The 15,330-nt window shown below is 75.8% G+C and carries 18 protein-coding genes; 8 read left to right on the top strand and 10 right to left on the bottom strand.

Translation table 11 applies throughout. The features are described 5' to 3' along the window. Positions 1-183: 183 nt before the first annotated feature. Positions 184-576 (bottom strand): RidA family protein, encoded by a 393-nt coding sequence (locus tag ACFV0O_RS36815; RefSeq protein ID WP_360254924.1) that lies wholly within the window; start codon positions 574-576, stop codon positions 184-186. A 243-nt stretch (positions 577-819) separates the two neighbouring features. On the opposite strand from ACFV0O_RS36815, the gene ACFV0O_RS36810 reads away from it, so the two are divergent. From ACFV0O_RS36810 to ACFV0O_RS36800, 3 genes are all read left to right on the top strand, one after another. Next, entirely contained in the window at positions 820-2,040 is a 1,221-nt protein-coding gene (locus tag ACFV0O_RS36810) for an FAD-dependent monooxygenase (protein ID WP_380348510.1), read from the top strand. A gap of 133 nt (positions 2,041-2,173) precedes the next feature. Then, positions 2,174-2,947 (top strand): MerR family transcriptional regulator, encoded by a 774-nt coding sequence (locus ACFV0O_RS36805; RefSeq protein ID WP_380348508.1) that lies wholly within the window; start codon positions 2,174-2,176, stop codon positions 2,945-2,947. Further along, entirely contained in the window at positions 2,944-3,114 is a 171-nt protein-coding gene (locus ACFV0O_RS36800) for a hypothetical protein (RefSeq protein WP_380348506.1), read from the top strand. Before ACFV0O_RS36805 ends, ACFV0O_RS36800 begins: the two co-directional genes overlap by 4 nt. An 89-nt stretch (positions 3,115-3,203) precedes the next feature. Here the strand turns inward: ACFV0O_RS36800 and ACFV0O_RS36795 are convergent, their stop codons facing one another. Beyond that, the gene (locus ACFV0O_RS36795) at positions 3,204-3,620 is read right to left on the bottom strand and encodes a VOC family protein (protein WP_380348504.1); all 417 of its coding nucleotides are present in this window, start codon (positions 3,618-3,620) and stop codon (positions 3,204-3,206) included. A gap of 9 nt (positions 3,621-3,629) precedes the next feature. Next, positions 3,630-4,016, bottom strand: a complete 387-nt coding sequence (locus ACFV0O_RS36790) for a helix-turn-helix transcriptional regulator (RefSeq protein ID WP_380348532.1) — start codon at positions 4,014-4,016, stop codon at positions 3,630-3,632. A 239-nt stretch (positions 4,017-4,255) separates the two neighbouring features. Here ACFV0O_RS36790 and ACFV0O_RS36785 point away from each other — a divergent pair, with 239 nt between their 5' ends. After that, positions 4,256-5,380, top strand: a complete 1,125-nt coding sequence (locus tag ACFV0O_RS36785) for a PP2C family protein-serine/threonine phosphatase (protein WP_380348503.1) — start codon at positions 4,256-4,258, stop codon at positions 5,378-5,380. Positions 5,381-5,411: 31 nt separating this feature from the next. Here ACFV0O_RS36785 and ACFV0O_RS36780 read toward each other — a convergent pair whose 3' ends face one another. Together ACFV0O_RS36780 and ACFV0O_RS36775 are read right to left on the bottom strand one after the other, a co-directional pair. After that, positions 5,412-6,728, bottom strand: a complete 1,317-nt coding sequence (locus ACFV0O_RS36780; RefSeq protein WP_380348502.1) for a cryptochrome/photolyase family protein — start codon at positions 6,726-6,728, stop codon at positions 5,412-5,414. Positions 6,729-6,791: 63 nt separating this feature from the next. Continuing rightward, positions 6,792-8,306, bottom strand: a complete 1,515-nt coding sequence (locus ACFV0O_RS36775) for a bifunctional phosphatase PAP2/diacylglycerol kinase family protein (protein WP_380348530.1) — start codon at positions 8,304-8,306, stop codon at positions 6,792-6,794. A 356-nt stretch (positions 8,307-8,662) separates the two neighbouring features. Between ACFV0O_RS36775 and ACFV0O_RS36770 the strand changes: the two genes are divergently transcribed. After that, positions 8,663-9,298 (top strand): carbonic anhydrase, encoded by a 636-nt coding sequence (locus ACFV0O_RS36770; protein ID WP_380348500.1) that lies wholly within the window; start codon positions 8,663-8,665, stop codon positions 9,296-9,298. 181 nt (positions 9,299-9,479) lie between these two features. Further along, entirely contained in the window at positions 9,480-10,115 is a 636-nt protein-coding gene (locus ACFV0O_RS36765) for a flavin reductase family protein (RefSeq protein ID WP_380348498.1), read from the top strand. An 82-nt stretch (positions 10,116-10,197) separates the two neighbouring features. Here the strand turns inward: ACFV0O_RS36765 and ACFV0O_RS36760 are convergent, their stop codons facing one another. Continuing rightward, positions 10,198-10,830 (bottom strand): hypothetical protein, encoded by a 633-nt coding sequence (locus tag ACFV0O_RS36760; RefSeq protein WP_380348496.1) that lies wholly within the window; start codon positions 10,828-10,830, stop codon positions 10,198-10,200. A 305-nt stretch (positions 10,831-11,135) separates the two neighbouring features. After that, positions 11,136-11,576 carry a nuclear transport factor 2 family protein gene (locus tag ACFV0O_RS36755; RefSeq protein WP_380348494.1) on the bottom strand — a complete coding sequence of 147 codons (441 nt, stop codon included), beginning with the start codon at positions 11,574-11,576 and terminating at the stop codon, positions 11,136-11,138. Between the two features lie 123 nt (positions 11,577-11,699). Between ACFV0O_RS36755 and ACFV0O_RS36750 the strand changes: the two genes are divergently transcribed. After that, entirely contained in the window at positions 11,700-12,272 is a 573-nt protein-coding gene (locus ACFV0O_RS36750) for a TetR/AcrR family transcriptional regulator (protein WP_380348492.1), read from the top strand. A gap of 138 nt (positions 12,273-12,410) precedes the next feature. Here the strand turns inward: ACFV0O_RS36750 and ACFV0O_RS36745 are convergent, their stop codons facing one another. After that, positions 12,411-13,004, bottom strand: coding sequence for a TetR/AcrR family transcriptional regulator (locus ACFV0O_RS36745; protein WP_380348490.1), 594 nt, complete (start codon positions 13,002-13,004; stop codon positions 12,411-12,413). Between the two features lie 70 nt (positions 13,005-13,074). Between ACFV0O_RS36745 and ACFV0O_RS36740 the strand changes: the two genes are divergently transcribed. Next, positions 13,075-13,968, top strand: a complete 894-nt coding sequence (locus ACFV0O_RS36740) for an NADP-dependent oxidoreductase (protein ID WP_380348488.1) — start codon at positions 13,075-13,077, stop codon at positions 13,966-13,968. Positions 13,969-14,011: 43 nt separating this feature from the next. Here ACFV0O_RS36740 and ACFV0O_RS36735 read toward each other — a convergent pair whose 3' ends face one another. Together ACFV0O_RS36735 and ACFV0O_RS36730 are read right to left on the bottom strand one after the other, a co-directional pair. Then, positions 14,012-14,908, bottom strand: a complete 897-nt coding sequence (locus ACFV0O_RS36735) for a hypothetical protein (RefSeq protein WP_380348486.1) — start codon at positions 14,906-14,908, stop codon at positions 14,012-14,014. 30 nt (positions 14,909-14,938) lie between these two features. Then, entirely contained in the window at positions 14,939-15,211 is a 273-nt protein-coding gene (locus ACFV0O_RS36730; RefSeq protein WP_380348484.1) for a DUF4287 domain-containing protein, read from the bottom strand. Positions 15,212-15,330: the final 119 nt, after the last annotated feature.

Genomic DNA, 15,330 nt, shown 5'->3' with positions numbered 1-15,330 from the left:
CTCGCCCCCACTGCCGTCCCCCGCCACCCCTAGGGCCCGCCGGCCTTCGGGCCTTCCGGGGTGGTGGGCCGCGGTGCCGCGGTGCCGCCGGCGCCGGTCGGCCCGGCGGCACCGAAGAACCTACAAGGCCGGGCCCGGATCCCCCACCGGGGCCCGGCCGGGGCGGCCCGGCTCCGGCGCGCGCTAGTCGAGGATCGCGTCGACCTCGACCTCGACCAGCCACTGCTCGTCGATGAAGCGCGACACCTCCACGAAGGTGCACGCCGGGCGGATCGTCGCGAAGCGTTCGCCGTGGGCGCGCGCGGCCTCCTTCCACCGCGAGATGTCGGTGAGCATGATGCGGGTCCGCACGACGTCCTTGAGCGAGGCGCCCGCCTCCTTCAGGGCGGCCTCGGCGATGTCCAGGCAGCGCACGGTCTGGCCGTGGACGTCGCCCTGCGCGGCCGCCGTGCCGTCCTCGGCGATGGGGGCGGTGCCCGCGACCGCGACGTACGAACCCTTGCGCACCGCCCGGGAGAAGCCGATCCGCGGTTCGAGGGGCGAGCCGGAACTGACGAGCTGTCGAGTGTTCTCCATGGCGCCATCGTGCCGCACTAGTGCACCCGTCGCCGCCCCCGGCGCCCTCCCGCCTGCGGAAAGGCCCCGGCCGGGCGCCCGGGGGCGACCCGGGGCGGGCCCCGAACACCCCACTGCACTAGTGCACTACCTTCAAGTTCCCGCAGCACAGGGGTTGTTAGGCCAATGCGTACGGCGTACATTCGTCAGCGTCGAACCCGCCGGACCCGCCGGACCCGTCGGACCCGCAGAGAGGACACACCCATGGACACCGATCGCGACATCCTCGTCTCCGGTGGCGGCATCGCCGGCCCCGCCCTCGCCCACTGGCTGCGCCGCCACGGCTTCAACCCCACCGTCGTCGAACGCGCCCCCGGCCCGCGCCCCGGCGGACAGGCCGTCGACCTGCGCGGCGCCGGACGCACCGTCGTCGAACGCATGGGCCTGATGGAGCGGGTCCGCGACCGCTGCGTCGAACAGCGCGGCATCGCCCTGGTCGACCGGCACGGCCGGCTGAGCGCCCGGATGCCCGTCGAACTCTTCGAGGGCGAGGGCATCGTCTCCGAGATCGAGATCCTGCGCGGCGACCTCGCCGACCTGCTCCTCGACGCCACCGGCGGCGTCGAACACCTCTGGGACGACACCGTCACCGCGCTCGACGAGGACGCCGACGGCGTCACCGTCACCTTCGAGAACGCCCCCGCCCGCCGCTTCGCCCTGGTCATCGGCGCCGACGGCCTGCACTCCGCCGTCCGCCGCCTGGCCTTCGGCCCCGAACAGGACCACTACCGCCCCCTCGGCGGCTACCACGCCTGGTTCACCGTCCACGACCCCGCGCTCGCCCGCGACCTCGACAGCTGGTTCCTGATGTACAACGCCCCCGGCGGCCTCGTCGCCGGCGCCCGCCCCGGCCGGCTGCCCGGCGAGGTCAAGGCCTCCCTCGGCTTCCGCTCCGCACCCCTCGCCCACGACCGCCGCGACACCGCCGCCCACAAGCGCCTGCTCGCCGAGCGCTTCACCGGTGCCGGCTGGGAGGTCGACCGGCTGCTCGCCGGGATGCGCACCGCCGAGGACTTCGCCTTCGACTCCTTCGGCCAGATCCGCCTCGACCACTACAGCCGCGGCCGCGTCGCCCTGCTCGGCGACGCCGGCTACAGCCCCAGCCCCCTCACCGGCCTCGGCACCAGCCTCGCCCTCGTCGGCGCCTACCTGCTCGCCGGCGAACTCGCCACCGCCCGCGGCGACTTCCGCACCGCCTTCACCCGCTACGAGGACCTGATGCGCCCCTACGTCGCCCAGGCCCAGGAACTGCCGCCCGGCGGCCTCAACGGCTACGCCCCCGACAGCGCCCTGATGATCCGCCTGCGCGCCGCCTCCATGCGCTGGATGGGCCGGTGGCCGCTGCGCAACCTGCTCGCCGCCCAGTTCGCCAAGGCCGACGCCATCGACCTGCCCGACTACCCGGTGCCGGCGCACTCCGGCTGAACCCGCACCCCGGCCCCGCACCCGAGCCCCCGTACCGGGGAACGCGCACCCGGAACCCGCGCCGGCGAACCCGCACCACGGATTCGCCCGGGGGGCTTGAACCTCACCCGACGTCAGGAGGAATCCTCGTGCCATGCCCACCGAACAGACCTGGAAGGTCGGTCCCCTCGCCGAAGCGAGCGGCCTGACCGTACGCACCCTGCACCACTGGGACCGGATCGGCCTGCTCAGCCCCTCCCGGCGCAGCGCCTCCGGCCACCGCGCCTACACCGAGCAGGACGTCGTCCGCCTCTACCAGGTCCTCGCCCTGCGCCGCCTCGGTCTGGGCCTGGAGACCATCGCCACCTGCCTCGACGCCGGCATCGACCCCGTCCGGCTGGTCCGCGAGCACCTCGCCGCGACCGAGGCCGCCCTCACCGACCTGCGGGCGCTGCGCGACCGCCTCGCCCACGTGCACACCGAACTCTGCGCCGAACGCACCCCCGACACCGCCGACCTGCTGCGCCTCGTCCGGGCCGTCGGCGCCACCGGGCCCACCGGCCCCGCCGCCCGGGAGGCCCTGCACCGCCACCTCGACGACGACCAGGTCCACGCCCTCGCCGACCACGCCGCCGCCCTCGGCCCCGCCGCCCACTACCTGCTGGACGTCGAATGGCCCCAGCTCTACCGCGGTGCCGAGGCCCTGCGCGCCGCCGGGGTCGAACCCACCGACCCCCGGGTGCGCCGCATCGCCGACCGCCTCGACGAACTCGCCCGCCTCTTCAGCGGCGGGGACGCCACCCTGTCGGCCGCCGTCCGCACCGCCTGGCGCGAGGACCCCGCCGCGATGTCCGGCGAGCCCGACGCCCCCGCCGACGCCTGGGCCCCGCTGCGCGCCTTCCTCGACCGCGCCCGGCGGGCCTCGTGAGCGCCCGGCCCCCGCACCCGGCCCTGGTGACCACCCTGGCCGGCACCCTGCCCGTCCTCACCCCGGCCGTCCTGGCCGCGGCCGCCGGTCTCCTGCCCTGGTCGGTCCCGGCCGCCGTCACCACGGCCCTGCTCCTGCGCGCCTGCCTGCGCCTGCTCGCCACCTGACCCCGGCGGACTCCGGCCCGGCCCCACGGGGGTGGACCGGACCGGAGCCCGCCGGACCCGGCTCCCGCCCACCGGGCGGGCGGGGTGGGCTACTTCGTGCGGGGCTGGTTGAAGCGGAGCATGTTGCCGGAGGGGTCGCGGAAGGCGCAGTCGCGGACGCCGTAGGGCTGGTCCATGGGTTCCTGGAGGACTTCGGCGCCGGCGGCGCGGATGCGTTCGAAGACGGCGTCGCAGTCGTCGGTGCGGAAGATGACGCCGCGCAGGAGGCCCTTGGCGAGGAGTTCGGCGGCGGCGTGGCGGTCGTCCTCGGAGGCGTGCGGGTCGGCCAGCGGGGGTTCCAGGACGATTTCGACGCCGGGCTGGTCGGGCGAACCGACGGTGACCCAGCGCATGCCTTCGAAGCCGACGTCGTTGCGGACCTCGAAGCCGAGGATGTCGCGGTAGAAGGTGAGGGCCTTGTCGTGGTCGTCCACGGCGATGAAGCACTGGGCGAGTTCGATGCTCATGCCGTCACGCTACGGGAGGCGTCCCGGGGGCGTCCCGCCCTTGGCTTCCGTGGTGCGGACCGGGCGGGTGCGGATCTTGGCGATGCAGGCGGGGATGGCGGCGCCGTCGCCGTGGTCGCGGGCGCGGTAGGCGCTGGGGCTCTCGCCGACGAGTTCGGTGAAGCGGGTGCTGAAGGAGCCCAGTGAGGTACAGCCGACCGCCATGCAGACGTCGGTGACGCTGAGGTCGCCGCGCCGCAGCAGGGCCTTGGCGCGTTCGATCCGGCGGGTCATGAGGTAGCTGTACGGGGTTTCGCCGTAGGCGGTGCGGAAGCTGCGGGAGAAGTGACCGGAGGACATCAGGGCGGTGCGGGCGAGGGCGGGGACGTCGAGGGGCTGGGCGTAGTCGCGGTCCATCCGGTCGCGGGCCTGTCGCAGCCGGACGAGGTCGGCCAGGGGGACGCGGGTCGCGCGGGGTTCACGGGTGGACACGCCAGCCACCGTACCGACTGCCGGTGACAGCCGGCGTGTTCCCCCGTCCGGCGCGGCCCGTTGGCGCCGGTGCCGCCGGGCCGACGACCCTGGGGGGACGGTCGGGCGCGGATCGGTGCGCGAGGCGGACGGCGGAGCGGACGGGCGGAGAGGGCGGCGGCGGGGTGGAGAGCAACGGAACCGTCCCGCGTGCGCCCCGCAACCGGTCGGTGGTGCTGGGGGTGCTGGCCGCCACGGCGGCGCTGCTGCTGGCGCAGGCGGCGAGTGGGACCAATGCCCGGCTGGTGCTGCTGCTGGTGTTCCTGCCCGCGCTGCTGGCCGGTCTGGGCACGGTCGCGCAGACGGTGGCCGTGTCGGTGTGGGTGGCGGTCGTGGTGGTGGTGAGCACGGCGCTGTTCCCGCCGCCGTCGCTGGAGGCCCGGGTGGGCACCCTGGTGGCGGTGATCGGGGCCGAGGCGGCGGTGATCGGGCTGTGCGCGCGGCGGGTGCGGCGCGAGCGGGAGCTGTCGCGGATGCGGCAGAGCGCGGTGGCGTTGCAGCGCCAGTTGCTGCGTCCGCTGCCGGTGACCACGGCGGACGTGCGGCTGGACGGGCTGTACCGGCCGGTGGAGGAGGACGCCATGGTGGGTGGCGACCTGTACGACGTCGCCGAGACCCCGTTCGGCACCCGGGTGCTGGTGGGTGACGTGCAGGGCAAGGGGCTGCCGGCGATCGGTACGGGCTTCGCGGTGCTGAGCGCGTTCCGGGAGGCGGCGTTCCGGGAGGCGGAGCTGACCGGTGTCGCGGACGCGCTGGAGGCGGCGGTCGAGCGGCACAACGCGTACGCGGTGCAGAGCGGCGAGCAGGAGCGGTTCGTGACGGCGACGGTCCTGGGCCTGCACGGGCCGGGCGGGCGCGAGGTCGGGGCCCGGGTGCAGGCCGTCAACTGCGGCCACCTCGCCCCGTACCTGCTGCGCGGCGACGGCCGGGTGGAGTCCGTGGCGTTGCCGGCGGGGATCCCGCTGGGCCTGGCATCGCTGGCGGAGTCGACGGGCGGGGCGGGGCCGCGTGCGGTGCGGCGGTTCGCGCTGCCGGCGGACGGGGTGCTGGTGCTGCTGACGGACGGCATCACGGAGGCGCAGGACGGCTCCGGGGTGTTCTACCCGGTGGAGCGGGGTCTGGCCGAGCTCGCCGGGACGCCGGCCGGGGCGCTGCCGGAGGCCTTGGACGAGCGGGCCCGGCGGTGGAGCGGCGGGCGCAGCCGTGACGACGTGACGGTGCTGGCCGTGCGCGGCCCGGGGGCGCCGTAGGCCGTGCGCGGCCCCGGTGTCGCGCGCCCGGTCAGCCGGTGGCGTGGATGCGGGCGGTCAGGGCGTCCGGGGGGATGAGGGGGTCGGGGTAGTCGAGGGGTCCGTCGTGGGTCCAGGGCTGGTGGACGGTGCGGCCGGGCAGGTGGGCGAGTTCGGGGAGCCAGCGGCGCACGTAGGTGCCGTCGGGGTCGTAGCGCTCGGCCTGGCGCAGGGGGTTGAGGACGCGGTTGGGGCGGGTGTCGTTGCCGGTGCCGGCGATCCACTGCCAGTTGAGCTGGTTGTTGGCGAGGTCGCCGTCGACGAGGAGGTGGAGGAAGTGGGCGGCGCCGGGGCGCCAGTCGTGGCGCAGGGTCTTGGTGAGGAAGGAGGCGGTGATCAGGCGGGCGCGGTTGTGCATCCAGCCTTCGTGGGCGAGCTGGCGCATGCCGGCGTCGACGACGGGGTAGCCGGTGCGGCCTTCGCGCCAGGCCTGCAGTTCCTGGTCGTCGTGGTGCCAGCGGGTGCCGCGGGGGCGGTAGTCGGTGTGGGCGGCGGCGGGGCGGGCGGCGAGAACCTGGTGGTGGAAGTCGCGCCAGGCGAGTTGGCGGACCAGGGCGTCGGCGCCGGGGCCGCCGCGGGTGGCGGCACGGTGGGCGAGTTCGGCGGCGGACAGGCAGCCGAAGTGCAGGTAGGGCGAGAGGCGGGAGGTGGCGTCGGCGGCGAGGTCGTCGTGCAGGCGGTCGTAGTCGTCGGCGTCCCAGGCGCGCAGCCGGCGGCGGGCGGCGCGTTCGCCGCCGGGCGGCAGGGCCGGGGAGGTGCCGGCGGGGGCGGTGGGCAGCGGGTCGCCGTGCGGGTGGTCGGGGGTGGCGAGGGTGCGCGGGGCGGGCAGGAGGGGGCGGCGGTGGGCTTGTTGCCAGGCGCGCAGGTAGGGGGTGAAGACGGCGTAGTGGTCGCGGCCGGCGGGGGTGACGGCGCCGGCGGGGACGACGGTGAGTCCGTCGTGGAGGTGGAGCCGGTCGCCGAGGGCGCGGCGCAGGGCGGTTTCGCGGCGGGTGGCGAAGGCGGAGACGCCGGCGGCGGTGTGGACGGTGGTGGCGTCGCATTCGGCGGCGGCGCGGGCGGTCTGTTCGGCCGTGTCGCCGTGGCGCAGGACGAGGCGGGAGCCGGCCGCGCGCAGGGAGCGGTCGAGGTCGGCGAGGGCGTCGGCGAGGAAGGCCCGCCGGTTGGGCGGGGCGAAGTCGGCCTTGTCGACGGCGGGGTCGAGGACGAACAGGGGCAGGACCTGGTCGGCGCCGGTGCGGGCGGCGTGCAGGGCGGGGTTGTCGTGCAGGCGCAGGTCCTGGGTGAACAGGACGACGGCGGTGCTCATCTCGGGGCCTCGTACGGTGCGGCGGCGGGGTTCGGCGGTCGGTTCCCGGCGGGGGTCAGGTCGTCAGTGGTTCGGAGCCGCCGGGGGAACGGATTGGGCGGCGCGGGGCCGGTATACGACGAGCGCGGCGTGCGCCTTGGACAGGTGCAGGGCGCCGCGGGCGGGGACGGACTCGCCGTCGACGGCCATCCGGGTGGCGTCGCCGAGGGAGTCCAGGTGCAGGGCGCGCAGGCGGGTGGTGCGGTAGACGCGGGAGCGGTGCAGGGTGCCGGTCAGCAGGGCGGCGACCAGGCGGGTGCGGGCCAGGGGCGCGGAGCCGTCGACGACCCGGACGTCGAGCTGCCCGTCGGCGAGGGCGGCGCGGTGGGTGGGGGTGACTCCGGCCGGTTCGTAGGCGCCGTTGCCGGCGAACAGCAGCCACAGCCGGTGGGTGCGGCCGTCGGCGTGGACGGTGACCGGTTCGGCGGTGGGCAGGAGGGTGGCGGCGGCGACCGCCAGGGCCGGCCACTTGCCGATGCGCTTCTCCAGTTTCTCGCGCCGGTGGACGAGTTCGGGGTAGAGGCCGAGGCTGAAGGTGTTGACGAAGACCCGGCGCGCGCTGTCGTCGGTGGCCAGGGCGAGGTCGACGCCGACGGCGCTGCCGCCCTGGACGGCCTCGGCGGTGTCCTGGTGGGTGGCGGCGCCGAGGTCGAGGGCGAAGTGGTTGAGGGTGCCGCCGGGGAAGACCGCCAGCGGCAGGGTGCGTTCGACGGCGAGGGCGGCGGCCAGGTTGACGCTGCCGTCGCCGCCGCAGACGCCGAGTGCGCCGCCGGCCCGCGCGGCCCGGTCGGCGGCCTCGGTCAGCATCTTGGCCAGGTCGTCCTCGGGCCCGCACACCCGGACGTCCGCCTCGGGCAGCAGGGTGCGCAGGGTCTCGGCGGTGTCCTCGGGGCCGGGGGCGACGGGGCTGCCGTTGCCGGAGCCCGCGTTGACGACCACGGACAGGCCGCGGCCCTGCGGCAGGGCGGGGGCGGGGCGGCGGGCCGGGGCGGCCGGCGGCGGGGCGTCGCAGGAGCGCGGCCACCAGTGCAGGGTGGCCGCGGCGGCCGCGGCGCCCAGGGCGGTGCCGGCGAGGACGTCGCCGGGGTAGTGCGCGCCGGTGTAGACGCGGGACAGGGCCACGGCGGCGGCGAGCGGCGCGACGGCCGCGCCCAGTAGCGGGGACTCGATCGCCACGCCGGTGGCGAAGGCGGCCGCGGAGGCGGAGTGGCCGGAGGGGAAGGAGGTGGTGACGGGCTGTCGCAGCAGCCGGCGCACCTGCGGGACGGGGTCCAGCAGGGGGCGGGGGCGCCGGGTGGCGTGCTTGGCGACGGTGTTGGCGGTGGCGGAGGCGAGGGCGAGCGAGCCGAGGCCGCGCAGGGCGGCGCGCCGTCCGGTGCGGCCGCCGACGGCGCCGAGGACGGCGGCGGTGCCCGTCCACAGCAGGCCGTGGTCGGCGGCCCGGCTCAGGGTGCGCAGCCAGGTGGCGGTGCCGTGCAGCGGGGCGGCGGCGATCCGGTCGAACAGGGCGCGGTCGAGGGCGTCCAGCCGGGCCGTCACCGACCGGACCGTCACCGACCGGACCGTCACCGACCGGGGCGCCGTGAACCCCCGTGCCGTGAAACCCCGTGCCGTGAACCGCAGCCCGCCGGGCCGTGCACCGTCGAGCCACGCCGCCGCGGTCCGTACCGCTGTGAGCCGCCTCGTCCCCATGTGTCCCTCCCCTGCCCTGCCGGTGCCGGGCCTCTTTGTCCCCGATTGCTCCATCCGTTGACCCCGATGCTCGTCTTCAAACCCCCCTCGGCGCGGGCGGCGGCGCAGCGGGGCGGGTGTGACGGCGGGTCGCGGCAGGTGGGCGGTGAGAGACCGGTCACCTCCGGCTGCGGCGCCCACCTGCGGCGATCTAGGGTGCTGGCATGATCCCCACACCGATATCCGACCCGATCTCCGACCCCCGCCAGGCGCTGCGGATGCTGATGGAGGGCAACGCCCGGTTCGTCGCGGGCAGTCCCGAGCACCCCAACCAGGACGCCGGCCGCCGGGCCGCGCTCGCCCCGGCGCAACGGCCCTTCGCGGTGCTGTTCGGCTGTTCGGACTCCCGGCTGGCCGCCGAGATCATCTTCGACCAGGGCCTGGGCGACCTGTTCGTGGTGCGCACCGCCGGGCACGTGACCGGCGCGGAGGCGCTGGGCAGCATCGAGTACGGGGTGAGCGTGCTGGAGTGCCCGCTGGTGGTCGTGCTGGGGCACGACTCCTGCGGTGCGGTGGCGGCGGCGCTGGACTCCCTGGAGCAGGGGCAGCTGCCGGGCGGTTTCGTGCGGGACGTGGTGGAGCGGGTGACCCCGAGCGTGCTGTCCGCCAAGGCGGCGGGCATCGAGGACCGGGACGCGATCGTGGACGAGCACATCCGCCAGACCGTGGACCTGCTGGTGGAGCGTTCGCAGGTGCTCGCCTCCAGGGTCGCCGCGGGCGAGGCGGCCGTGGTGGGCCTGTCCTACCGGCTGCGTGACGGTCAGGCCCGTCAGGTCGCCGCCCGGGGGCCGGTGGGCTGACCGCCGGGTCCGGCGGCCCGGGGCTGCCGTCCCCGGGCCCCGGGACCGGTCGGACCTGCGGGACCTGCGGGACCTGCGGGACCTGCGGGAACTGGATGTCCGATCACCGCCAGCGCCCCCGTACGGGCGGGGGCAGAGTCGGTGACCGACAGCGGTTCCCCTACCCAGGACGGCCATTCCCGTGCACAAGGTCACCGATCTCAAGGTCCTCTACTTCGGCACCCCGGTGGTGCTGATCGGCTCGCGCAACGAGGACGGCAGCGCCAACCTCATGCCGATGTCCTCGGCGTGGTGGCTGGGGCAGTCCTGCGTGCTGGGTCTGGGCAACACCTCCCAGACCGCCGTCAACCTGCGGCGCGAGGGCGAGTGCGTGCTCAACCTGCCGTCCTCGGCGCAGGTCGACGCCGTGAACGCCCTCGCGCTGCTGACGGCGAACCCGCACATCACGGAGTCGAGGCGGGAGCAGGGCTACCGCCACGAGCGGCGCAAGTTCGCGGCGGCGGGGATGACCGAGCTGGCGGGCGAGCTGGTCCGGGCGCCGCGCGCCGCGGAGTGCCCGGTGCAGCTGGAGTGCCGGCTGGAGGCGGCGACGCCGATGGCGGGCAACGAGCGGTGCACGGCCTTCGAGGTGACGGTGGTGCGGGCGCACGTCGAGGAGGGCCTGATCGTGCCGGGCACCGACCACTACGTCGACCCGGTCGGCTGGGACCCGCTGATCATGAAGTTCTGCGAGTTCTTCGGCGGCGGCGGGCGCCTGTCCCCCTCCCGGCTCGCCGAGGGCTGGCGGATGCCGGGGCGCCTGACCTCCGCCGTCTGACCCCCGCCGTCTGACGGCCGCCCGCCGGGCCGCAGCTCACCGGGGCGCCCGCCGGCCGTTCACCGGGGCGCTCACCGGCCGCTCACGGCGCGATGGTCTCCCCGCAGGAGTCGCACACCCGGGTCGCCGGCAGCTCCAGGAAGCAGGTCGGACAGATCGCCGGCGGGCGCGGCACGGCCGCCGGCGTACCGGCGGTGGTGGTGGCCGCCGCGGTGCGGGGGGCGGCCTTCTTGCGCGCCACCGAGGCCAGCAGGCGCGGGGCGAGGGCGGGCGTGCCGCCGTCGGCGGGCAGGTCGGCGCCGAAGTGCCGGTAGCAGGCCAGACGGGCGGCGGCCGCGTGCTGTTCGCGGTCCATCTCCTCGACCAGCGGCGGCTGCCCGGCCACCGCCAGCACCTCCTGGTAGGCGGGGCCGACCTTGCCGTCCGTCGCGTTCACCACCAGGGCCGTCAGCGGCGGGTCCCCGCGCCGGTGCGCCTCCAGGACCACCAGGGACAGCACCTTGCCGATCCAGTGCCGGTGGTTGACCCGGGTGCGCACCCCGGAGGCCTCCTGGAGCGCCTCGGCCAGGTCCGCGTAGCTGATCACCGCGTGGTAGCGGCCCGCGACCTCGACCAGGGCCGGGTAGGCCGCTCTGGTCCACACGATGTGCGCCTGGGTGGCGCCGACCGCCACACCGTCCGACACCCGCCAGTACCCGCGCTGCTGCTCCGCCATCCGTCCGCCCCTGTCCGCCTCGTCCGTGCCCGTACGCAGGCCTCCGCCGTGAGCGAGGCTACCCCGCTGCGGAGAACCGCGGGCGGCCGGGGGCGGGCACGGCGGGGGCCGGCGGGGGCCGCTGCGGGGCCGGGGCGGTCCGGGCTTGACTTCAAGTCCTGTTGAAGTTGTCGAATGGCACCCGACCGCAGCCGTACGGGCACCGCGGTCGATGCCCCGCCCGTACGGAACCCGTACCCGGGGCCGGGGCCGCCGGCTTTCCGATCGTGCCGTCGGCGGCCCCGGCCCCCGGGTCGTTCCGGGCGCTACTCGCCTTCCAGGGCCGCCACGAGCTGGGGCAGGTTGCCGCCGGCGACGGCGAGGGCCAGGTGGTCGTGGTAGTCCCGGCTGTGGACGATCAGGCCGTCGCGGACCCGTAGCACCAGGACGTTGGCGACCTCGAAGTCCCGCCCGGTGTCCCGGTGGTGGGCCCGGTAGTCGAACTGCGCGACGATCACCTCGGGGTCGTCGGTCTCCCGGACCACCACGTTCTGTGCCTGCAGCTCCAGCGGCATGTGCGCGCCGAGCTGCCCGAACCGTTCGGCGATGACGGCGCGCCCCTCGAAGAGGCGCGGACCGACCGGCTGGAAGACGGTCTCCACCACCGCGTCCTCGGCGTAGAGCCGGGCCAGTTCGGTGAACTTCCCTCCGGTGATGCCCTCCAGCAGCTCGGAGAAGACCTCGCGCGGCGACGGCGTTTCGGACATGATCAACCCCCACGGGACACGTCACTGGAATCGGACCAGCGACTCCGCTTAATACGATACGGACCAACCACTCCGGTTGTCCACGGGTGAGTCCGCGACACCGCGGACGGAAGGGAGACGGGCATGAGCGGGGCCACCCCACGGCCGCTGCGCGCGGACGCCGCCCGCAACCGGGCCAGGCTGCTCGACGCCGCCACCGAGGTCTTCACCACCCGGGGCGTCGACGTGCCGACCGAGGAGATCGCCCGCGCCGCCGGCGTCGGCGTCGGCACCCTCTTCCGTCACTTCCCCACCAAGGAAGCACTCCTGGAAGCCGTCGTGGTGCGCCGGCTGGAGACCATCACCGACCGCACCGCCCGGCTCGCCGCCGAACACCCGCCCGCCGAGGCCTTCCACGCCTGCTTCCGCCTGGTCGTCGAACAGTCCGCCGGCAAGCAGGAGTTCACCCGCGCCCTGGCCGAAGCCGGCGTCGACGTCCACGCCTCCCTGCGGGAGTCCTCCGGCCTGATGCGCGCCCAGCTGGCCGGCCTCCTCGCCGCGGCCCAGCAGGCCGGAGCCGTCCGCCCCGACCTCGGCCTGCCCGAACTGGTCGCCCTGCTCGTCGGCACCGGCGCCGCGACCGAACAGCTCGCCGCCGACCCCGCCGCCCGCGAACGCGTCTTCGAGGTCGTCCTCACCGGCCTGCGCCCCCACTGACCGGGCCCGCACCACCGGCCCGACCCGCACCACCGGCCCGACCCGGACCACCGGCCCGACCCGGACCACCGGCCCCGATCACGCCGCCGCTCCCCCGCCCCCGGCGGGACGGTGCCTGCCGGGGGGTCAGCGGGCGGGTCAGCGGGCAGCGGCCTCCCAGGCCGCCTCGATCATCCGGAAGACCTCGTCCACCGCGGCCTGCGGATCGGCCGCCCCGCAGGCCAGCGCGTAGGCGTCGATCACGAACCGCGCGGTCGCCCGGCAGGCCGTCGCGGTCGCCGGGAGGCGGGGATCGGCGGTCATGGCCGCCGCCAGCGCCTCCGCGTGGCGCAGGCCCATCGACTCCTCGTACTCCCGCAGGGCGGGCGATCCCTCGATCATGCGCCGGACCGGGGCGGTGCCCTCCGCCGTGCAGTGCCGCACCAGGGCCTCGACCTCGCGGCGCAGCGCGGGGACGAGCGGCTCGTGCGGCGCCCGGTCGGTGACCGCCCGGGTGAGGCGCTGTTCGAAGTCCTGGTCGCGTTCGAAGACCAGGGCCTCCTTGCCGGCGAAGTGGGAGAAGACCGTGGTGACGGCGACGTCGGCCTCGGCGGCCACGTCGCGGATGCCGACGGCGTCGTACCCGTGCTCCAGGAAGAGCCGCAGGGCGGTGTCGGCGATCTTCTGACGGGTCGCGGCCTTCTTGCGTTCGCGGCGGCCCGGCTGCTCCCGCCCCTGCTCCGACTCGATCATGTCCGGACCCTACCAGCTACGAATACCTAACCGTTGCAAAACACTAACTGTTAGGGCTACGGTCGGCCGCATGAGGAAAGTGAGCTTCGCCGAGTTCGGCGGTCCGGACGTCCTGCGGCTCGTGGATGCCGAGGAGCCCCACGCGGGCCCCGGCCGGATCCGCATCGCCGTCCGGGCGGCAGGCGTGAACCCCGTCGACTGGAGGATCCGTGAGGGACAGGTACTGGGGGCCCATCCGGTGGAGTTGCCCGCCGGGGTGGGGCAGGACGCCGCCGGGGTGGTGGACGAGGTCGGCAAGGGCGTCGAGGGCGTCGAGGTCGGCGACCGCGTGTTCGGCGAGGGCAGGGACACCTACGCCGAGTTCGCCGTGCTGTCGGCCTGGGCCCGGATGCCCGAGGGGCTGAGTTTCGAGGAGGCGGCCGGGTACCCCTCGGTGGTGGAGACGGCGCTGCGCGTCATCCGCGAGGTCGGCGTGCGGCCCGGGCAGACGCTGCTGGTCAGCGGCGCCTCCGGGGGCGTCGGGTCGGCGGTGCTGCAGATCGCCCGCGAGCGCGGCATCGCGGTGATCGGCACGGCCGGGGCCGCGAACCAGGACTACCTGCGCGGCCTGGGCGCCCTCGCCACCACGTACGGCGAGGGCTGGGTCGAGCGGGTGCGCCGCCTCGGCCGGGTCGACGCGGCCCTGGACCTGGCCGGTGCGGGCGTGGTCCGCGAGCTCGTGGAGCTGACCGGGGACCCGGCGCGGGTGGTCTCCATCGCCGACCTCGGCGCCCCGGAGCACGGGGTCCGGTTCTCCGGCGTGGCCGGGAGCGTGCCGCGGGCGCTCGCCGAGGCCGTCGGCCTCATCTCCCGGGGGCGGCTGCACATCCCGGTCGAGAAGTCGTACCCGCTCGCGGGGGCGGCGGCGGCGCACGCCGACAGCCGGGCCGGCCACACCCGCGGACGGCGGGTCATCATCCCCTGAGCCCCGGGGCCCCGGGGCCCTGCGCCCCGGGCCCGGGCGGCGCTCAGACCGCCGTGCGCAGGTCGAGGTGGGCGAAGCGGGGGGCGAGGTCGGGGGTGCGGGCACCGGCCGTGCGGGCGTCGAGGGTGAGGGTGTCGAGCTGCGGGAGGACGTCGCAGTCCGCGAGGGCGGCGAGCACCTCGTGGGGGTCGGCGTCGAACTCGGTGCGGGCGAGGTCGAGTCGGCGCAGGGCGGGGTACCGGTCGGCGGTGAGTTCGCCGAGCTGGTCGGGTGACAGCGTGACGCCGAAGACGTCGCAGCCGACCTCGACGGTCAGGGACTCGACGGCGGGGGTGTGCCCGAGGGCGAAGACGGCGCCGTCGGAGCAGGCGGGGCCGCGGACCTTCAGGTGGGTGAGGCCGTCGTGGTCGACGGCGTGGAAGAGGAAGGCGCCTTCGAGTTCGAGGGTGCGCAGGGCGGGCAGGGCGGGCCAGACGTCGCTCTGGACGAGTCCTTCGCCGTGGAAGTCGAGGGGGTCGATCCGGGTGCCCGCGGTTCCTTCGGCGTCCTCGTAGAGGTGCCGGTAGCCGTAGCCGAAGGAGAGGTGTTCCAGCCGCGGGCGCGGCCGGGCGGCGAGGGCCGCGGCGACGGGTTCGGCGCAGCGGTGGTAGTCCGTCAGGCGCAGGTCCAGGACGCGCAGCCGGTCGGCGGCGGGGTGGGCGAGCAGGGCGGCGACCAGGACGCCCTCCCACTGCTCGGGGTCGGACGGGTCCGCGGGGGCCGCGCCGCCGCCGGGGCCCGGGGCATGCGCCGGGAGGCGCCGCACCAGGTCCCGGCGTCCGGGCCGGGTGGCGGGGTCGAGACGGAAGACCGCCCGGTCCGGGGTGCCGTCGGCGGCCGGGGTGAACTGCCAGGAGCCGTCGTGCCGCAGGGCTTCCAGGACCTCGTCGTGAGCGCGCATGCCGGGCACTCTACGGAGGGGCTGTGACGGTCAGGCACTGTGCTCGGCGAGGGTGCGCTCGGCGAGGGTGTGGGCGACGAGGGCGTTGGCGTGGCCGTGGCCGAGGCCGTGGTCGGCCTTGAGCCAGGCGACGAGTTCCATGTGCTTGGTGAGGGGGGAGGTGTGGATGAGGTCCTTCCACTCCTCGATCGGGCGGCCGTGCTTCTTCTCGATGGACGGGAAGTAGGACGCCGGGTTTCCCTTCGCGGCGGCGGTCTTCTCCGCGGGGGCGGCGGCAGTCTTCTTCACGGGGGTGGCGGTCATGAGCGTGGTTCCTCTCGGTCGGGCAAAGCGATCGGCGGGGGGGGGGGCGGCGGGCGGGGGGCGGGCCCCGCCCGCCCCACCCCCCCCCGGCGCGCGGCGTGGTGGACTGCCCCGGCCGC

Source organism: Kitasatospora sp. NPDC059577 (assembly GCF_042735475.1).
In the GTDB taxonomy this organism is placed as follows: Bacteria; Actinomycetota; Actinomycetes; order Streptomycetales; family Streptomycetaceae; genus Kitasatospora.
This window is presented reverse-complemented; position numbering and strand designations above follow the sequence as displayed.